We start from the raw sequence: 17,236 nt of genomic DNA on the forward strand, positions 1-17,236 counted from the left end.
CCTCCGCGGGATTGCCGAAACTGTCCGTTCTGCTTTGCCAGATCGGCGCCGGGAAAACCGCTCATTTGTAATGAAAAGCTTACACAGAAAACATTTCATTACAAACTATTGTAAATAACAATGATTATCAGCAATATTCGCGGCCGCAGAAATGCAAATAACTATCAAAAAAAACACGACTTGGATTCTCAAAGGTAGCGTTGTTCATGACTAGCAAGCTTACCCCTACCCGCTCAGCCAACCCGCTGATGCTCTCCGCCCTTGGCCTGGCTGTTGCTTCCTGCGCCGGACACGCGCTGGCCGAGCAACCCCGCGACAAGGCTGTCCAACTGGACAACATCAATGTCGATGCTGCCGGCGAAGGCGCTTACAAGACCGAACGTTCGGCGTCCAGCAAGATCACCACGCAACTGGTCGACACCCCACAGACCATCACCGTGGTTCCCGCCCAGGTGATCCAGGAGCAGCAAGCCCTCAGCCTGCGCCAGGTGCTGTCCAACGTGTCCGGCATCACCTTCAACGCCGGTGAAGGCGGCGGCGGTTCCGGCGACAGCATCAACATTCGCGGCTTCTCGGCCAACAGCAACATCCAGATCGACGGCCTGCGTGACAGCGCCCAGACCAGCCGTACCGATACGTTCAACATCGATCAGGTCGAGGTCATCAAAGGCCCGAACTCAGTATTCGGCGGCGCCGGCACCACCGGTGGCAGCATCAACATCATCAGCAAGCAGCCAATGGATCGTGCCTTCACCCGTCTGGGCGGCAGTCTTGGCACCGACAGCTACTACCGCGCCACTGTCGACACCAACCAGCCGCTGGAAGGGGTGGGCACCGACAGCGCGTTTCGCCTGAACCTGATGGGCCACAAGAATGACGTGGCCGGCCGCGACGTGATCGAGCGTGAACGCTGGGGCATCGCGCCGTCGCTACGCCTGGGCCTGAGCGACTCCACGCGCCTGACCCTCAGCGCGTTCCACCAGACCGACGACAACACCCCGGACTACGGCGTGCCGGCGCTTGATGGCAAGAAGCTGGCCGGGGTCAGCCGTGAAGATTATTTCGGCTGGAGAAACCTCGATAAAGAGAAGATCGAGCAGAACGCCTTCACCGCCAATTTCGAGCACGACTTCAACGACAATCTGCGCCTGCAGAACCTGACCCGGTTCAGTCACATCACCCGTGACACCACGGTCTCGGCGTCCCACGTCAACACTGCCGGGCTGCCTGCCGGTCGCTACCTGCCAGCCGGCCCGCAAGCCTATGGCCGCCACGCCAGCACCGAAATGTGGATCAACCAGACCAACCTGATCAGCAACTTCAACCTGCTGGGCATGCGCCACGACCTGGTGACCGGTGCCGAGATCTCTCGCGAGACGCTGGATCTGAAGACCTACAACTACGGCATTGGCAACTACCCGGCCGCCGGTTACTCGCTGAGCAACCCGCCGGGCTACTGGCCCGGCCCAACCGCCAAGGCCACTACGGCCTACACCGAAACCGAGCTGACCAACCACGCGCTGTATGCCTTCGACACCATCGCGCTGCACGAGCAGTGGGACCTGAATCTGGGTGTGCGCTACGATCACTTTGAAGGCGAAGCCGACGGTTTCTCGCCCGCCAAGGTCCGCACCAGCCGCTTCAAATCGAGCGACGACAAAGTCAGCAGCCGTGCAGGCCTGGTCTACAAACCCGTCGAAAACGGTCGCATTTACCTGGCCTGGGGAAACTCTTTCAACCCGTCGGCTGAAAGCCTGGCCTCCAGCGGCGGCGGCCTGAGCGCCACCACCGAGAATCTGGACCCGGAAAAGAACGAAACCTGGGAACTGGGCACCAAGTGGGAACTGCTCGACAAGCGCCTGCAACTCGATGCCGCCATTTTCCGCGTCGAGAAGAGCAACGCCCGGGAAACCATGGCTGATGGCTCGACGCAACTGGCTGGCGAGCAGCGTGTAGACGGTATCGAGTTCGGCGTGACTGGCCACATCAGCAAAGAGTGGGATGTGTTCGCCAACTACACCATCCTCAGCAGCGAAACCCTCAAGGCCGCCGACACCGCTGCCGGTATTGCCCGTGAAGGCCAGGCGCTGGGCAACACCCCGCCGCGCTCGCTCAACCTGTGGACCACCTACAAACTGCCAGCAGGCTTCACTGTCGGCTACGGTGCCCGCTATGTCAGCGAGCGTAACGTCAGCTCCAGCACTACAGCCAAGCTGGATGATTACTGGGTGCACAACGCAATGCTGGCCTATCAGGTCAACAAGAACTTCGACCTGCAACTCAACGTCAACAACCTGTTCGACGAAGACTATGTAGAGCGCGTGCGTCAGCAGAACGGTACTGCTGCGCGTTCGTCAGCCATCGAATACGGTGATTCGCGCGCGGCCATTCTGTCGGCCAACTACTCGTTCTAAATGATTGCCGCAGCCTCGATAATTCGGGGCTGCGGCTGTCTTTACTGAATGCCGGAGCCGTTCCTGACGACGCTTCATCGGTTAGGCACTTGAAGCCCATTGACAGGCCTCGCCTTGGCCTCGGGCTGTGTTGTAATGAGGTGAACATTCGATTCAGTGAGGCTAATTGTCATGGAACGCTCTATTTTATTCAGCACAACAATGGTCGATGCCATTCTGGCAGACAGAAAGACGGTCACCCGTCGCACGATCACCGCCCGCTCCCCACCGGCCTGCCCCTACGGGCCGCCCGGCACACGCTTGTGGCTCAAAGAGGATTGTTACGCCTATGGCCTCTGGGAATCGAGATACAGCCTGACAAGGCATCGTCAACTCAAACACTTCGTGGACATGACCCTGCAATCCGGGCAGAGCTATCAGCACACACCTCCCGAGGCATTCAATAGCGCAGCAGCGCCCGCCGACCATCCCGCCTGGTGGCACCGCCCCAGTCGCTCGATGCCCCGCCAAGCTTCACGCGGCCTGATAGAAGTCATCAGTATCAGTACCGAGCAACTGCACGACATCACCGATGAGCAGGCACAGGCTGAAGGTTTTTACCCTGTGAATGACAGTATCCAGGTGTACTTCGCCAATCATTTGCCCGCCCCGCACACCGGTCTCAGTCCCACCCCGGTGATCGCCTTCGCCAGTTGGTGGCAGGTTTCACACCGAGAGCAATCCTGGAGCGATAACCCGCTGGTGTGGGTGATCACGTTCAGACGCCTGTGAGACCGTCCGAACGCTAAAGCCGTATTTCAGCGTTGTTTTGTAGGCCCATGATTTGTCGAGATTTTTTAATTTGCCTGAAATGCAACATCTTGTGCCATCTCGGCACCCGACAGGCTTGCTTCGCAGGGCCTTGATGTATATATTCCCTGCTCTTGTCGTTATGCCCCGATGGCGAAATTGGTAGACGCAAGGGACTTAAAATCCCTCGTTCTTTGGACGTGCCGGTTCGACCCCGGCTCGGGGCACCATAGATAAATCAATGGGTTACGCGGATTTATCGCACCAAAGAGCAAAGGGTTTTGCTCCGCAAAAAAGACCTCTGCTCCGCAATTCCAGTTTTTACCCCTCCTCCGGCGTTCTGCCGAACAAAATCCAACACCCTGCAACAGATTCGATTTCACCCCGACGCTGCAACCAGCAAAGACCGCAGCCTTCACTGTCCCCCACCTCTCCTGTTCGCTCATCAAGAGCGTCGACCTAAATGCCGCCCTTGTCACGATATCGCCGTGCGTCGCTTCAAGACCGCAATTAACGATCAGCAGGTCGCCGGAATAGATTCCTGCGCCCTGCATGCTGTCACCATTTACCTGGGCCGGATACACATGGGGGGCCAGGAGATTGAACAGGTCACTCAGGCTGATGTGCTTCTCGATGTGGTCTGCAGTTGAAGACGGAAAGCAGGCCGGAATGAATGATGGATACAGCGTGAGCGGCACCCTGCCTAATGCGATGCGCCCGAGAGATCTGATGCTCATGAGATGGCCCTCTTGACATGTTCTGTGGACGGAACCAATAACTGTATGGATATACATATAGCAATCTGCATCATCCATGAACAATGTGTCAGGGAGGAAATTTCGGCAGGAGAACATCATGTGTGGTCGCTACTCGATCTATGAAGACATGGACGCCTACCTGCGCCTGCTTGAGCTGGACCTGTTGATAATCAACGGCTGCGACCGTGATCCGATCAGCCGCTACAACGTCGCGCCCAGCACACGGGTTGAGCTGATAAGGCCAGCCGAGGGAGGATTACGGGTGGACAAGGTGCGCGGGGAGTGGAGCGCGCATCGGGCCAAAGGCAAGAGAGTAGATCCGATCAATGCCCGGGTGGATACATTGCTTGAAGGAAAACTCTGGAAAGGATTGTGGCCGCACATTAGGTGTTTGGCACCAGCAAACGACTAGTTCGAATGGATTAAAGTGCGGACGTTCCAAAGAAAAAGCAACCGTATTACATCACCAGCACTAAAGACGAGCCGCTATTCTTCACCGCACTGGCCGAAGTGCACACTGATCTGGAGTCGAACGAGTCTAACGACTTCGTGATTATCACCGCGTCAGCTAACGGAGGTTTGAGCGACGTCCACGGCCACAAGCAACTAGCTCTGACGCCATAGACTGCAATACAACGGCTGATTCTGCATACACCTATCAAACGTGCGCAGGAAATAGTGTCGGATACCGGTCCTCAGAGGAATTTCGTTAGCATCCGGTCGGCAAGTCCGTGGGCAACCCGAAAAATCAGGGACGAGGACTGAGCTATAGTTTTTATATTATCTAAACATTGACGCTATATTAAATACAACTCCATCTTCGGCGAAATATTAAAATACTCATAGCTAGCCACGAAACGAAAACAGACGATCAAAACAAAGCCACTCAAAAAGACCTCATTTTTTTAGAACACGCATTAAAAAGCAAGAAACAAACAGCCACAACTAAAAACCTTTAAAAAGCTGCACAGCCAGAGCAACACCTCACTAAAGAGCACCTTGACATCATCAACAAAAAACTCGCATCATAGCTACTCACCTAGACATTCAAAGGACTATGCAATGTCAAAAAACGAAGCGTCAACTTTCCTTGACTACTATCTAGACGACTCTAAAGACTTAGCTTTCGCAGTGATGCTTAGCGGCCCTTGGGGATCAGGAAAAACTCATTTCATAAAAAAATATCTCTCTGAAAGATTTACAGAAACTGGCGGATCTGAAAACCAAAAAAACTATTTATATGCCAGCCTTTATGGAATAACATCTACAACAGAAATAACTGACCAATTTTTCACGCAGTCTCACCCACTCCTAAGCTCAAAGCCCGCTCGATTGTTAGGTTCATTCGTATCCAAAGCAATTAACGGCCTTGTCGGCACAGATGTAAACTCCAGCAAAGAAAACAAGTCAATAATTCAAGAAACAATATTAAATCTAGAAGGAAAAATACTAGTCTTCGACGACCTTGAGCGAAGCTCTTTGGAAGTGCAGAAAATACTAGGTTTTATAAATACCTTTGTGGAACATGAAGGCTTAAAGGTTATAATTCTAGCCAACGAAGCCGATATACCTGAAACGCAAAAAAACGAGTACGCCCAACAGAAAGAAAAGGTCATAGGCAAGACCATAGAGGTCAAGTCCGATCCAGGTGAAATTCTTGAAAAGCTAATTGAAGAAATAGAAACCGACTCTATACGAAGAACAGTAGAGACAGAAAAAGCCTCCATCCTCAGCACTTTCCTAGCTTCAGACAAGACAAACTATCGAAACCTCCGCGCAATTCTTATGGAGTACGAACGACTAACCATAGCACTCAACCAATCTCTCAGAGACTCTAATGAGGGCATGAAGCAGCTATTGCTGTACATGATTGCAACAGGTCACGAATATCGCTGCGGAAAGCTTAAAGCAGAAATACTCCGAAAACTACCAACGTCTGACCTTGACCTATTGAATTTCAACAAAAACACAGCAAAGTCACCATACGTACAAGCATACGAAAAACTAAAGAAAAAATACACAGATGTAAAATGGACGCACCCTATTATTTCTCCACTCCATCTCGCCAAGCTCTATGAATCAGGCTTGATAGATGCTGAAGAAATTAATAAATCCTTATCTTTACACCCAATAATAGTAGGCTATGCCTCAGCCCCAGCATGGCGCAGGCTCTGGGGGTGGAGTGACCTAACTAAAAGCCAGTATATTGAGGCAAGGAAAGAGATCCTCGAACAACTTAAAGAAGGGAGCATAACAGACCCCGGACTAATACTACATGTTGCCGGTTCCTTTCTAGTACTAAATGAATTTGGAGACGCAATAGTTGGCGACCCAGCAAAAACGATAGAATACTTCGACAACTACATGAACAAACTTCTCGAAGCAGGAGCGCTCGACCCCACCAAAGAGCACTTCCATGCTTCATCATTTGCTTTTGCTGGCTTAGGATATCCAGGCAATGAATCAGAAAACTTCAAAAAAATTTTCCAACACGTCCAAAGCACAGTAAATGCAGCGCAAGAAAGATATATGAAAACCATATCAGCCCGATACATTGAACGACTAAGCAGCGACCCAAGCTCATACCAATCGCTTTATGAATACGGCATTAACAAAAATAACTACGCAGCAATACCATTCCTACACCATCTAGATGCAAAAAGATTTGCCGAGCTACTAATTCACAACTCGACACCTAACATCTCACTATTCGGCAGCCTAGAGCGACGTTATCAAAGCGAGCGAGGGCGCGACCATGTACTGAGCGACGAATATGAATGGCTTAAGAACTTAAAACTGGAACTCGAAGCATTAATAAAAAAAGAAAGCCACCCTCAAAGAAAGCTCATGGAAATCCGGACAACCTACTACCTGGGAGAAATCGACAAATCAATCGGAAACACCAACCCTTAAGTTATAACTCTAGACCATTGTAGATCCCTATATAGCTTCGAGGGATCTACACCTACTTCTACGAAACCTTAAACTCACACGCCGCGTAAAAATAAAAAACCAACATAAAGATTCGTTAATTCATAAAGACGAGCTCCACTGCAGTTCTCGCGGTTGCGCTCTTCAGATTCGCTGTCGTGTAGCGCGTTTCTAATCTGCTCATCTGAAAGTCTATAAACACGTCTCGAATATCCGGATGGTCATTAATACTCACCATCACCCGCCCCTTACACCGCCGCATAAAATCAGCCATCGCCTCATACTGCTCAAACCCAAACCCCACCCCATACCCTGCGGTCTTCCAGTACGGAGGGTCCATGTAGTGAAACGTATGCGGCCGGTCATAACGCTCGGCACACTCCAGCCACGGCAGGTTCTCTAAGTAGGTGCCTGACAACCGCTGCCAGGCAGCCGACAGGTTTTCCTCGATCCGCAACAGGTTGATCGCCGGGGTGGTGGTCGCGGTGCCGAAGGTCTGGCCGCTGACCTTGCCGCCAAACGCATGCTGCTGCAGGTAGAAAAACCGCGCAGCGCGCTGGATGTCGGTCAAGGTCTCGGGGCGGGTCATTTTCTGCCATTCGAATATCTGACGGGACGAGAGCGCCCACTTGAACTGGCGGATAAATTCCTCAAGGTGGTTCTGCACCACTCGGTAGAGGTTCACCAGTTCCCCGTTCAGGTCGTTGAGAACCTCGACCTTGGCGGGTTCAGGTCGCTTGAAAAACAGGGCGGCGCCGCCCGCGAAGACTTCGACGTAGCAGTCGTGCTTCGGGAACAGGGGCAGCAGGTGTTTGGCCAGGCGGCGTTTGCCGCCCATCCATGGAACGATGGGGTTGGTCATGTGCAAGTCTTTACTGTATGGATAAACAGGTGATAGGCTCGCCGCGCTTTGTGCACGGAGCAGGAGCCTTGGCGGGACTTGCAGGAATGGTCTGCGGGTTCGGCGACCGGTATGGATGTTGACGCATCCAGGCTGGTCGCTCCTTTTGCTTGAACGGGTGGTGAAAAAGAGACAAGCCTTCTGATCGAGCGCAGCGCTTGATCGACACCGACAGGCATCGCCTCTCCCAAAAAAGGTAATATCAGCTATTGCGGAATAGGCCCAATGGGCCTAAAATACAACACATGGGAAGCGCAAATCGCCCGGCCCGACAGCCCCAAAGGGAAGCACACATGAGCAACGCAATGACCACCGCCGAACTGGAAAAGATCCACTCCGAGATCGCCAAGCTGATGGCCGAGACCAGCAAATTGAACGCTGAGACCATCAAGCTGCGGGCCGAGTCATCCAAGATGAGCCGCGAAGTATTTTGGTACCCCATCGCGATTGCATCCGGCCTGGTCGGCGCGGTGGCAGCAGCGACCCTGGCCTTGACCAAATACCTGGCCTGATCAACAAGCCCCGCGCAAGCGGAGCTTCTCATAGGCGGCACATGAACAAGATCACCCGCTACTCTCCCCCCTCCACAGACGACCTTGAACAGCTCAAGCGCGAGCTGGGCATGACCGGCAATCAGATGGCCGACCTGGCCGGGCTGGCCGACGGGCGTCAATGGCGCAAGTACACCGGTGGCGCTGCACCACGGGAATTGAGCGCCCAGATGCTGTTCATGCTCTCAGCACGTCTGACGTTACCTGATGAAGTGCTGGAAACGGTCTATGCCAAGATGCGTGAAGTGGGCGCTGATATCGAGATAGGCCAAGGCGGCGAGTGACGCCTTTTCAGCGTACTTGGCAAACGCTCTCTACGTACTCCTGTAGCGCCTTCAAAGCTGCTTGATCGGCAATAATCCCGGCTCTGATATCAAAAACAGCTCGTCCAGCAACTGGAGCGAGTTCGACGGCGCCTGCATGGCCCACGCCGGCGGTGCCGGTGGCATCGGGCACGTGCCCGGTACCGGCAGGACATGTCCCGGCGATGCGCAGCCGGCGAGTGCCGTCAGCCACAGCGCGGCGCAGAGCTTCATTTGCGGCATTGGCCTGCTCCTTTTCCAGAGTGTGTTTATGGTCGAGCACGGTCAGCGCCTGTTGCATGCGCTGTTGCACCTGCAACGCCTTGCGGGCTTGGGCGGCACTGGCGTTGGCGATGGTGGTCAGGTCGGCCTGAAAGGCAGCGGCTTGGCTGGCCAGCTGTGCCCGGTAAGCGTTGGCCTGCCACGCCCAGGCAACGGCGAAGCCGCTGCCCAAGCCGACCAGCAACGCCGCGACCCAGGGTCGGCCATCGATGGACGCGCCGATCATGCCAGCGCCCGCCGCATGCCTTCGTCAAACACTTCATTCGGGTACCGATAGTTGGCGCACTCGTGGGCGATGATCGAGCCGACCATGGTGCGCAGCACACGCGGTTGGCGCACGTCGATGATGTCGTTATCCCTGACACCCAGTTTCCCGGCCACGGCCCTGATGTAGGCCTCGGTATCGTTCTCGTTACCGGGCGCCCAGCGGGTGATGGTTTCGCGCACGGTGTCGATGTTTGGCCCGCCGATGCCGGGCAGGCCATCTTTACCGCGATAGTTGAGCAGCAGTTTGCCAAGGGCACGAATGCCATTCTCGGCGCTGTCGAAGCGGGCGAAGCGCGGGCGGAACACGCCCAGCTCCAGACCAAGCTGGCCGATCCACGGGTTGCGCGGGTTGTAATCGATGTTGCCCGGATTGCAGTTACGGACGCCGCGAGGGACTGTCATGTTCATTTCTTGCGCTCAATAAAAAGCCCGCTCGGGGCGGGCTTCAAATTCTTCGGGTAGGGTTGGCCAGTCAGGGTCTGGCAGCGTCAGGTCGATTCGATTGACCTCGACGACGTAGCGTTTCCAGCGCAATAGTTGGGCCGCTTCGTCGTCAGTTTCCATCTCCAGATCGACCGCGTACTGCAGCGGCGTGATAGATATCTGCGCCTCGCTCATCAAGCGCCTGCGAGTCACGCCGTTGCGAAACAGGATTTCTTCCGGGGTGATGACGGGCGGCGCAATGGTCGGTTCCATGTCGGTCAACGACCCATTGAAGTACCACTGCAAGGTGTTCTGCCGCAGCCAGTCACTTTCCGGAATCACCGCCACAGCCATGCCCCAGCCTGGAGCGCCATAGTTCATTTTGTCCGTGTCTTGCCACTCCAGCACACGGAAGGTTTGCAAGGAATACAACACGCGCTTTGCCATGAATCACCACCTGATCATTACGAAACCGGGCGCGCCATTACCGCCCTTTCCACCGGCACCGACGTTGATGTAGGAAGACCCTCCACCGCCACCGCCCGTACCAAATCCCGCAGCAGACATGCCCTCTAGCCCTTCGTTCAGCTGGGCCTGGGGAATACCACTGCGTTGTCCAAGGCCACCACCGCCAAATGGACCGGATGCACCTGCACCGCTGAGACCAGTATGACTGGCTCGCTCAATCGACGAAGTACCATCGGTACCGCTGCCGCCGTTAGGAAAACCGGCTCCGCCTTTACCCCCTGAGTAGGCGCCGTTTGGAGCGCTGATGCCGCGTCCGCCGCCCTTGCCGCCTCGTAGCGTGAGAACCGAGCCGATGACGGTATCTCCACCATCGATACCATTGCCGGGTTCAGTGACCATAGGCACGCCCCGCTCACCGCCCAGACCACGGGTGCCGATCAAGATATCCAGTACTTGACCAGGCACCACGTCATGAGGCTCGGCAATCACAAACTCACCCGCGCCGCCGCCACCGGGACTGGGCGCGGCCGCACCCTGGATATGGTTGCCGGAGCCACCGGCGCCACCACCACCGCCAGCACAGCCGGAAATCCAGATGGTGGTCACGTCGGCCGGGATAATCAGGCGGCCCGACTCGGTAAAACGGGCGCAGTTATGGCTGATGCTCAAATCGGTCCAGGTACCATCCGTGCCGGGCTCGGAGCGGTTGTCACTGATGCGTGAGCGCCAGACCTTTTGCTGGTGGCGCACCAACGCATTAAGCTCATAGCGCACCGCCTCACCGCCGTTCTGCGCGGCATCCACCCAATCAAATACCCCTTGGCGCTGGATCGTGCCCAACGCCTCGGTGATGTCATGGAAAACACCATTCATGCCTTCGCGTGGCACCGGCTTGTAGCTGGGGTCATTGCGGGCGCGCTCGTAGTCAAAGCCGAAGCCTTGGTTGTAACTGAAGCTGCCATCCGCCTGAACGGCGTCCGGTATGGGGCTCTTATCGCCCTGGTAAGCCCAGGGAAATCGGAAAAACTTGGGCATGGATCAGGCTCCAAAGCTGCCTTGAGAAAAGTTGAGGTGCTGGGTACCGAAGCCGAAGGCTTCACGCGGCTGAACCCGAAAGCGCACGCCTACCGCTGAGGGGCGCGGAAACAGGTCATAAAACTCAGTGATGAAGCTGAGCTGGCTGTCAGGCTGGAACGAGAAGAAATAGGTCACGTAGGTCATGTCTAGAGAATCGACCACCCACACGCTACCCAGCTCGCCGAACAACTGGCGCAGGAAGGTGTTGATCTCCGGAACCGTGCCCCGGCTGGTCAGTTGGAAGTAACGCAGGCGGATCACCAAGCGCTTTTGCTCGGTGGTGAGCGCCACCTGCCCGGCCCGGCCTCGGGCAAAGTTGCCGTTACCAAAGTTCTGGTGCTGTTCGCCGAAGCCAAAGGCTTCTTTGTCGCGGCTGCTGGGCACGTCCACGCCCAGCGAGATGTCCAGAATCCTGGCCCAGATGCCCAGACCAAAGTCGTTGGCGGTGCGCGGGTCGAACACGTCACGAATCCAGTCCGACCAGAACTCGCAGTGGTTCTGCTGGTACCACTGCTGCTTGAGGCTGATCAGCCGCTTGAGCCGCTCGGCATTGTCGTGCTGCCAGAGCAGCGCCTGCATGGCGTCGAGACTGCATTCGACGGCCTGTATACGTCGGTCGCTCATGTCGGCAGTACCTGAATAGCACCGACTGAGGTCTGGGCCTTCTGCTGAATGCTGATCGGCAACACGTCGCTCTGCCAGTCATGGCCATCAGTGGATATTTCCACGCGCTTGATAAAGATCCGCGGCTCAACCTGATTGACGGCGCTGGCCAGCTCGAATGGCGACACAGGGTTACCGACCACAAACCCGGCATCGCCCTCCAGCCTGCCGTTGACGTAGGCCATGATCGATTCGGGGATGATCTGCTGACCGTCGAGGTTGTTGTAGCGGGCGGTCACCCGGATGAACACCGGTACCACCTGCGGCCGGTCAAACTGCACCTGGTAAGGTTGGCTGCTGGCCTGATCGATGACCGTCACCGCCACGCTGCCATTCCAGCCGGCGCCCAGGGTTTTGGTATCGAGCAGCGCTCCGGCAATCACAGCATCGTCACCGCCGTCCACGCACACGTAGATGCTATGCGGCTTGAGCACCACGCCGTCGATGTGCAGCGGCAGGTCGGTGTAATTCTCGCGGAACACCAGCGAGCGCACGCCTTCAGTGTCGTACAGCCGAGAGATGATCGCCTCGGGCAAGGCCACCGACTGCAACCCCAGGGTCTGCCGACGCCGACGTCGGGCCGCGATATCCGACTCTTCGAGCCGACCCGTTACCGCATCGGCGGGGTTGCTGATGGTTTCCCATCCCAGCACACCGGTGACAATGGCATTCAGTTGCCCGGCGCTGACCGTAATAGGCCCGTAGTCAATGGCGCGAAAGGTCGCCAAGGCCCGGCCATCCGTGCCCAGCGTTACACTGGTCAGCAGTTCGAACAGCGCGCCAGTGCCCTCCACCGCTGCCCGAGCACCGGCCAAAATGTCGGTACCGGCCTGCCCGCCGAGTACCACCCCACTGATCAGCGAGCGGGTGGCCTGGCGTCGGCCGCCGCCCATCAGCGACCAGATGCCGTCCAGGAACACGCCACCCGCAAGGTCCGGATTGATCTGGTTGGCCAGGTCGGCGTTGTTGCGGGCTACGCTGTCGCGGGCTTCGATCTCGGCGGTAATCATCACGCCTTGCGGCGTCTCCGGGCTGACATCCAGGTCCTGACCGAAAGCGGCTTTCCATTGCGAGATGACTTCCTCGCGGATGTCAGCCGTGTCCGGCACAATCACGCCGTTGGACGTGATGAATTGGAAGCTAGCCATTGATGGTTACCTCACCCCACTGGGTCTTGACCATGGCGTCGTAGGCAATCACGTCGCCCTGCAACCGGGCGGTGAACGACACCACTGCCAGCGCGCCAGGCACCTGCATCAGGCGCACACGGCCGGCGGCCTCAAACTGCGCGACGCTGGGGGTGCCGCCCCACAGCACGGCCGTAAAGGGAATGCCTTGATCGGCGTTATGGATCATCTCGCCCAGGCGGGCCTGCATGTACTGGCGTGCCGATTGAGCGAAAGCATCGATTTCGCGGGCGGTGGCCAGGCGGCCGTCACGGCCCAGCACCAAGTCGTTAAGCGAGTCGCTGAGGAAGGTTTTCATAGCGGCACCCCAGTGGGCACGACGGGGCCTGGCGGCGCGCTGACCGGGCCGAGGTGGGTATGGGTGTCGCCTACGTTCTTGCCGTTGTGCGTGAGGCTGCCGCTGGTGATTGCCACTGAGCCGGCGCTGATCGCAAGGTCGCCCGCGTTGATACTCAGGCTGCCATCAACGGCGATTTCACCGGCCGGGCTCTTGAGCACGAATTTGTCAGCGTGCAGCGCCAGGCACACCGCGCCATCCAGGCTCTGCACCACCAGCGCATCGGCATTCGCGCCGTCGATCACCCACTGCTTGAAAGTGTCCGGGAAGAACATCGCATCGCTGAACGAGTGCCGACGCTTGGTGTGCGGCCACTCTTCCCCGCCACCGGACTGCATGATCAGGCTGATATCCCGGTCATTGGCCTTGAGCCAGCCCAGATCACCGGCCTTGAGCGGGAAGCGGATAAAGAACCCGCCACCCCCGAAGCGGAATACCGGAATGTTGGCGATCCTCGCCCGGGAGAGCTTGCTGCCGTCGGTACCGCCGATCATCACGACCGGCTGTATCACGGCGCGGTTGCTGGTGTCGTCATAGCTGACCACACGTGCGGGCAGCATGTCGTCGACACCCATCAGCCAGTTATTCAAGGCATGCTTGAGCGCGCCGGCCAGATTGCCGTCATTGGCCTGGTCGGCGTTGGATTTCTGCAAAGTCATAGTCGAGTGGCCAGAGCGGTATAGAAAAACGGGTCAGCGTGGCTTTGCACGTCGAACGCCAGTTGATTGATCACGTAGTCGCCGTTGAGCGCGACATTGAAGCGCGATTGAATGCGCAGGCCGCCGCCAATGGCGGTCTCCGGGTCAATCAGGAACGTGGCCTTGACGCCCTTTTCCGTGGGTTTGGGAATGCCCACCATGCCGGAGTTCTTGTTGAGCACGCGCATGCGTCCGGACAGCGATGCACCGGCGTCCTTGACCACCAGCTTGTCATCGTCGATGTACGCCGAGACGCCACCGGCCTCTTGCAGCTTTTCCACCTGCTGCAAGGCGGAGCCTGTGTGGCTGTAGTTGCCAATGTTGCGATCCTGGGCCTGAAACTCCAGCGCCAGGCCAAGATCGTTGGCCACCCCCTGCGCCAGTGCTGACAGCGGGGTCAGCGGCGCGCCGGAGCGGGCCAGCAACTGGCCGCCGGCCGCCGCCTGGGTCTTGGCTTTGAGGGTCAGATCAATATCGGGCGGCGAGCCAGGTTCGGCGCTTTCGATGTCGCCCAGAAACAGTCGGAACAGACCGGTGGAGACTCGCCCCACCTCAACGATCAGCCGCTTGGGCGTACGGTTGTCATTGAACGGGCTGGCTTCGGTCAGCAGGTAGTCACGAGTAGTCTGGCTCAGGCCGGTAATAGTCACCGTGCAGTCGTTCATCAGCGGGTTGGCGTACTTGGTACCGCTGACCTTGACCCGCAGGCCTTCGTAATACCTGATTCGGCCATCGATTTCGATGCCAATCCGGATGCGTCTGAGGTCAAGCATCAAGCTCACCTGCCGCGGCATACACCAGCAGTTGATCAACCCCGAAACGCTCCCACCAAGGCGACTGGTCGGCCTCGGTAAGCAGCCAGAAGTTGCCGTGATCTTGCAGGTGTCGATAGGGAATCAATGGCGTACCCGCAACCAGACGCTGGCCCAACAAAAGCGGCGCGTCGTTGAGATAGATATCAGCCATCATCATGCCTATGCCAACCCGTACGCGCAGTGTCCAGCGGTTCTGCAGGAGCGTGACCGTGAACTCCTGATTGGGTACACGGCTTAAGGGGATGGTGCGCATCAGTCGAACACTCCATGCAGGAGGCTGGCTCGTTTCTTGGCAGCGTCCGGTGTTTCCGAGGTTTGTTGGTGGCCCTTCTTGGTGGTGCTGGCCTGGGCCGGATTAACCACCTTGCGCGGCGGCAGCGCGCCGAACTCAGGGGTCACCACGCTGACCTCCTGCAACCGGACGGCTACCGGAATCGAGGCGCCCTGCTCTGGTGTTTCCTCGTGCGGCAGCTCCACGATCATCATGTCGGGATAGCTGCGCACCTTGGTCTGCACAATCAGGGCTTTACCGTCCAGCCAAGCCTGGCGCAGGGTTTCGAAGACGTTACGCACGTCGTCAACCAACAGCAGTGGCAGGTCGATTTCCACCGGCTCGATATAGCGATGATCCGACCGGGGCGAACCGTCTTCGACCGCGAACCGGGTCAGCTTCGCCACCTCTCGCACGGTCACCCGCATGGGGTTGAGGGTTTCGAATAGCGGCTGGTAACTGGCCGCATCGAGTATCGAGACCAGATCCTGGGCCGACTCTTGAACGGACAAATCAGTCTGTGCCATTAACGGTCTACTCCCGATGAATGTTCGGATTCCAGTTGCTTGATTTGCCCGGTGAGTTCACCGCCCACCTCCGCCGCGACGCCTTTGGCATCCGTGGCCTGGGTGTTGATGGTGATATCGCCCACTTGCACGTTGGTTTCCCGGCGACTGCTCGCGCTGTTGCTGATGGCGTTGCTGGTGGTGGCGTTCAATGGGGAGGCATTGGCGGCAGTCATGGCCTGGCGCCCTGCCTCGATCCCCGCCGTGGCCGACTGCGCGTCGGTCAGCGCGGTGCCTTCGCCGTTCTCGCCCTCAGCCGCAGGTGCATCCGAACCGATACCGAAGAAACTGGCCACCGTGCGGATGCCTTGGCTGATCTGCCGAACACCGGCCAAGATGAAATCAATCACCTGCTGGAAGCCGGTGATCATGGTGTTCCAGATTGCACTGACCACTACACCCATGGCTTTGAACGCGTCGATGGTGCCGAACACCACGGACTTGACCATCGGGTACTTGTCGAAGATCTGCCCGATCAACGAATCGTTGCCTTCGATGAAGTACATGATGTCTTCGTAGGCCAGCGCGAACAGCGCGGCCATCGCCACCACTGCCGCGCCGATGGCGATGATCGGCCAGGTCGCCGCCAACGTTGTGGCAGCCGCCTTGAGCATCGGCGGGGTGTAGTACAGCGTCACGGCCGTGCCGATCGCCGCGAAAAACCCGACAATGAAATCGCTGTGCTCGCCGGCCCAGTCCACAAGGGTGGTCAGCCACTCCACGCCTTTGGAGATGGCCGGAATCAAGGTCACCATGAATCCGGTACCGGCCGTATCCAACGCACCGCGCAGCCGGTTCATGCCTTCGGTCAGCTTGCGCGCCTGCTCGGCGGTCTCTTTGGTGACGACGCCCTGTTCCTTCTGCGCGGCCATCATGCGCTCCAGTTCCTTACGGCCCTTGAGCAGCATCTCCAACGTTATGTTATCGGATACACCCAATTCTTTGAGCTTGAACACCGCCTGGGCTTTGTCCATGCCCTCCACGGCTGCGGCCAGATCCAGCATCCCGGTTACCGCGCCCTTGGAGTTGCCCTCGGCATCCTTGAGGCCAACTCCAAGCGCTGAGAACGCCTTGGCGGCCGATGACTCGGTGTCGCTCAGGGCCTCGCCGATCTTCTCGGCCATGTCCGTCAGGGCGTCACGCGCAGTCTCGGCATCGCCACCCGCCGCAGCAGTGGCACGGCCAAAGGCGTCGACCTCTTCAATGGCCTCACCCAATGCCTCGGCGGTCTGCTCCAGGGCGGTGATATCGGCGGCCTTCTGAATGGTGCCGCTGACCAGTGCCTTGGCCCCCAGCGCGGCCGTAATTGCGCCCAGCGCGCCCTTGGCGTAGTCCTTGAGGGTGTCACCGACCCGCCCGGCCATCGCATCGGTATCGCGCAGGCTGTCCAGCAAGCCATCAACCGCGTTTTCCGAGCGCCGCGCACCGTCCTCGACGCTGCCGGTGTCGGCCTGGAACAGGATGGTGAAGGTGTCGAGTAATGACATTTATCGCCCCTGCTTCTTGCTGTGCTCGATGGCCAGCCATTCGTTGTAG

20 protein-coding genes, 1 tRNA gene and 1 pseudogene are annotated in these 17,236 nt (G+C 57.5%); 8 read left to right on the forward strand and 14 right to left on the reverse strand.

Annotated elements, in window-relative coordinates; translation table 11 throughout:
• Window positions 1–206: 206 nt before the first annotated feature.
• From NRB16_RS24355 to NRB16_RS24365, 3 genes are all read left to right on the forward strand, one after another.
• Window positions 207–2,414: a TonB-dependent siderophore receptor gene (locus tag NRB16_RS24355; RefSeq protein ID WP_257107120.1), complete on the forward strand. Its 2,208-nt coding sequence runs from the start codon at window positions 207–209 to the stop codon at window positions 2,412–2,414.
• 171 nt (window positions 2,415–2,585) lie between these two features.
• A complete protein-coding gene (locus NRB16_RS24360) occupies window positions 2,586–3,185 on the forward strand; it encodes a hypothetical protein (RefSeq protein WP_257107121.1) in 600 nt (199 codons plus the stop codon).
• A gap of 162 nt (window positions 3,186–3,347) precedes the next feature.
• Window positions 3,348–3,433 (forward strand) — tRNA-Leu (locus NRB16_RS24365).
• 255 nt (window positions 3,434–3,688) lie between these two features.
• Here the strand turns inward: NRB16_RS24365 and NRB16_RS24370 are convergent.
• Window positions 3,689–4,060 (reverse strand): annotated as a pseudogene (locus NRB16_RS24370) (LexA family protein); the annotation flags it as partial.
• On the opposite strand from NRB16_RS24370, the gene NRB16_RS29470 reads away from it, so the two are divergent.
• The 3 genes from NRB16_RS29470 to NRB16_RS24380 all read left to right on the forward strand — a co-directional run bounded on the left by NRB16_RS29470 (window position 4,059) and on the right by NRB16_RS24380 (window position 6,874).
• The gene (locus NRB16_RS29470) at window positions 4,059–4,373 is read left to right on the forward strand and encodes an SOS response-associated peptidase family protein (RefSeq protein ID WP_306456520.1); all 315 of its coding nucleotides are present in this window, start codon (window positions 4,059–4,061) and stop codon (window positions 4,371–4,373) included. The pseudogene NRB16_RS24370 and the gene NRB16_RS29470 overlap by 2 nt on opposite strands.
• Window positions 4,374–4,462: 89 nt before the next feature.
• Window positions 4,463–4,585 (forward strand): hypothetical protein, encoded by a 123-nt coding sequence (locus tag NRB16_RS29475; protein WP_306456522.1) that lies wholly within the window; start codon window positions 4,463–4,465, stop codon window positions 4,583–4,585.
• A gap of 438 nt (window positions 4,586–5,023) precedes the next feature.
• Window positions 5,024–6,874, forward strand: coding sequence for a KAP family NTPase (locus NRB16_RS24380; protein ID WP_257107122.1), 1,851 nt, complete (start codon window positions 5,024–5,026; stop codon window positions 6,872–6,874).
• 115 nt (window positions 6,875–6,989) lie between these two features.
• Here the strand turns inward: NRB16_RS24380 and NRB16_RS24385 are convergent, their stop codons facing one another.
• Entirely contained in the window at window positions 6,990–7,754 is a 765-nt protein-coding gene (locus NRB16_RS24385; protein WP_257107123.1) for a DNA adenine methylase, read from the reverse strand.
• Between the two features lie 332 nt (window positions 7,755–8,086).
• On the opposite strand from NRB16_RS24385, the gene NRB16_RS24390 reads away from it, so the two are divergent.
• Entirely contained in the window at window positions 8,087–8,305 is a 219-nt protein-coding gene (locus NRB16_RS24390) for a hypothetical protein (RefSeq protein ID WP_373568505.1), read from the forward strand.
• Window positions 8,306–8,346: 41 nt separating this feature from the next.
• A complete protein-coding gene (locus NRB16_RS24395) occupies window positions 8,347–8,628 on the forward strand; it encodes an XRE family transcriptional regulator (RefSeq protein ID WP_257107124.1) in 282 nt (93 codons plus the stop codon).
• Between the two features lie 7 nt (window positions 8,629–8,635).
• Here NRB16_RS24395 and NRB16_RS24400 read toward each other — a convergent pair whose 3' ends face one another.
• From NRB16_RS24400 to NRB16_RS24455, 12 genes are read right to left on the reverse strand one after another with little or no spacing between them, the layout of a single operon-like run.
• Complete coding sequence (locus tag NRB16_RS24400; protein WP_257107125.1) at window positions 8,636–9,154, reverse strand: lysis protein; 519 nt, start codon at window positions 9,152–9,154, stop codon at window positions 8,636–8,638.
• The gene (locus NRB16_RS24405) at window positions 9,151–9,597 is read right to left on the reverse strand and encodes a structural protein P5 (RefSeq protein ID WP_257107126.1); all 447 of its coding nucleotides are present in this window, start codon (window positions 9,595–9,597) and stop codon (window positions 9,151–9,153) included. Before NRB16_RS24405 ends, NRB16_RS24400 begins: the two co-directional genes overlap by 4 nt.
• A 15-nt stretch (window positions 9,598–9,612) precedes the next feature.
• Window positions 9,613–10,065, reverse strand: coding sequence for a tail fiber assembly protein (locus NRB16_RS24410; protein ID WP_257107127.1), 453 nt, complete (start codon window positions 10,063–10,065; stop codon window positions 9,613–9,615).
• Between the two features lie 3 nt (window positions 10,066–10,068).
• Window positions 10,069–11,121 (reverse strand): hypothetical protein, encoded by a 1,053-nt coding sequence (locus NRB16_RS24415; RefSeq protein ID WP_253111058.1) that lies wholly within the window; start codon window positions 11,119–11,121, stop codon window positions 10,069–10,071.
• Between the two features lie 3 nt (window positions 11,122–11,124).
• Complete coding sequence (locus NRB16_RS24420) at window positions 11,125–11,787, reverse strand: DUF2612 domain-containing protein (protein ID WP_257107129.1); 663 nt, start codon at window positions 11,785–11,787, stop codon at window positions 11,125–11,127.
• Complete coding sequence (locus NRB16_RS24425; protein WP_257107130.1) at window positions 11,784–12,974, reverse strand: baseplate J/gp47 family protein; 1,191 nt, start codon at window positions 12,972–12,974, stop codon at window positions 11,784–11,786. Before NRB16_RS24425 ends, NRB16_RS24420 begins: the two co-directional genes overlap by 4 nt.
• Window positions 12,967–13,311: a hypothetical protein gene (locus tag NRB16_RS24430; RefSeq protein WP_257107131.1), complete on the reverse strand. Its 345-nt coding sequence runs from the start codon at window positions 13,309–13,311 to the stop codon at window positions 12,967–12,969. Before NRB16_RS24430 ends, NRB16_RS24425 begins: the two co-directional genes overlap by 8 nt.
• Entirely contained in the window at window positions 13,308–14,009 is a 702-nt protein-coding gene (locus NRB16_RS24435; RefSeq protein ID WP_253111006.1) for a Gp138 family membrane-puncturing spike protein, read from the reverse strand. The genes NRB16_RS24430 and NRB16_RS24435 overlap by 4 nt, the downstream gene beginning before the upstream one ends.
• Window positions 14,006–14,821 (reverse strand): hypothetical protein, encoded by an 816-nt coding sequence (locus NRB16_RS24440; protein ID WP_257107132.1) that lies wholly within the window; start codon window positions 14,819–14,821, stop codon window positions 14,006–14,008. The genes NRB16_RS24435 and NRB16_RS24440 overlap by 4 nt, the downstream gene beginning before the upstream one ends.
• Window positions 14,814–15,116 (reverse strand): hypothetical protein, encoded by a 303-nt coding sequence (locus NRB16_RS24445; RefSeq protein WP_253111000.1) that lies wholly within the window; start codon window positions 15,114–15,116, stop codon window positions 14,814–14,816. The genes NRB16_RS24440 and NRB16_RS24445 overlap by 8 nt, the downstream gene beginning before the upstream one ends.
• Window positions 15,116–15,661 (reverse strand): phage baseplate protein, encoded by a 546-nt coding sequence (locus NRB16_RS24450; RefSeq protein ID WP_253110988.1) that lies wholly within the window; start codon window positions 15,659–15,661, stop codon window positions 15,116–15,118. Before NRB16_RS24450 ends, NRB16_RS24445 begins: the two co-directional genes overlap by 1 nt.
• Window positions 15,661–17,187 (reverse strand): phage tail tape measure protein, encoded by a 1,527-nt coding sequence (locus tag NRB16_RS24455; RefSeq protein ID WP_257107133.1) that lies wholly within the window; start codon window positions 17,185–17,187, stop codon window positions 15,661–15,663. The genes NRB16_RS24450 and NRB16_RS24455 overlap by 1 nt, the downstream gene beginning before the upstream one ends.
• Window positions 17,188–17,236 lie beyond the last annotated feature (49 nt).

This window comes from Pseudomonas sp. LJDD11 (genome assembly GCF_024584215.1).
Taxonomy (GTDB): Bacteria; Pseudomonadota; Gammaproteobacteria; order Pseudomonadales; family Pseudomonadaceae; genus Aquipseudomonas.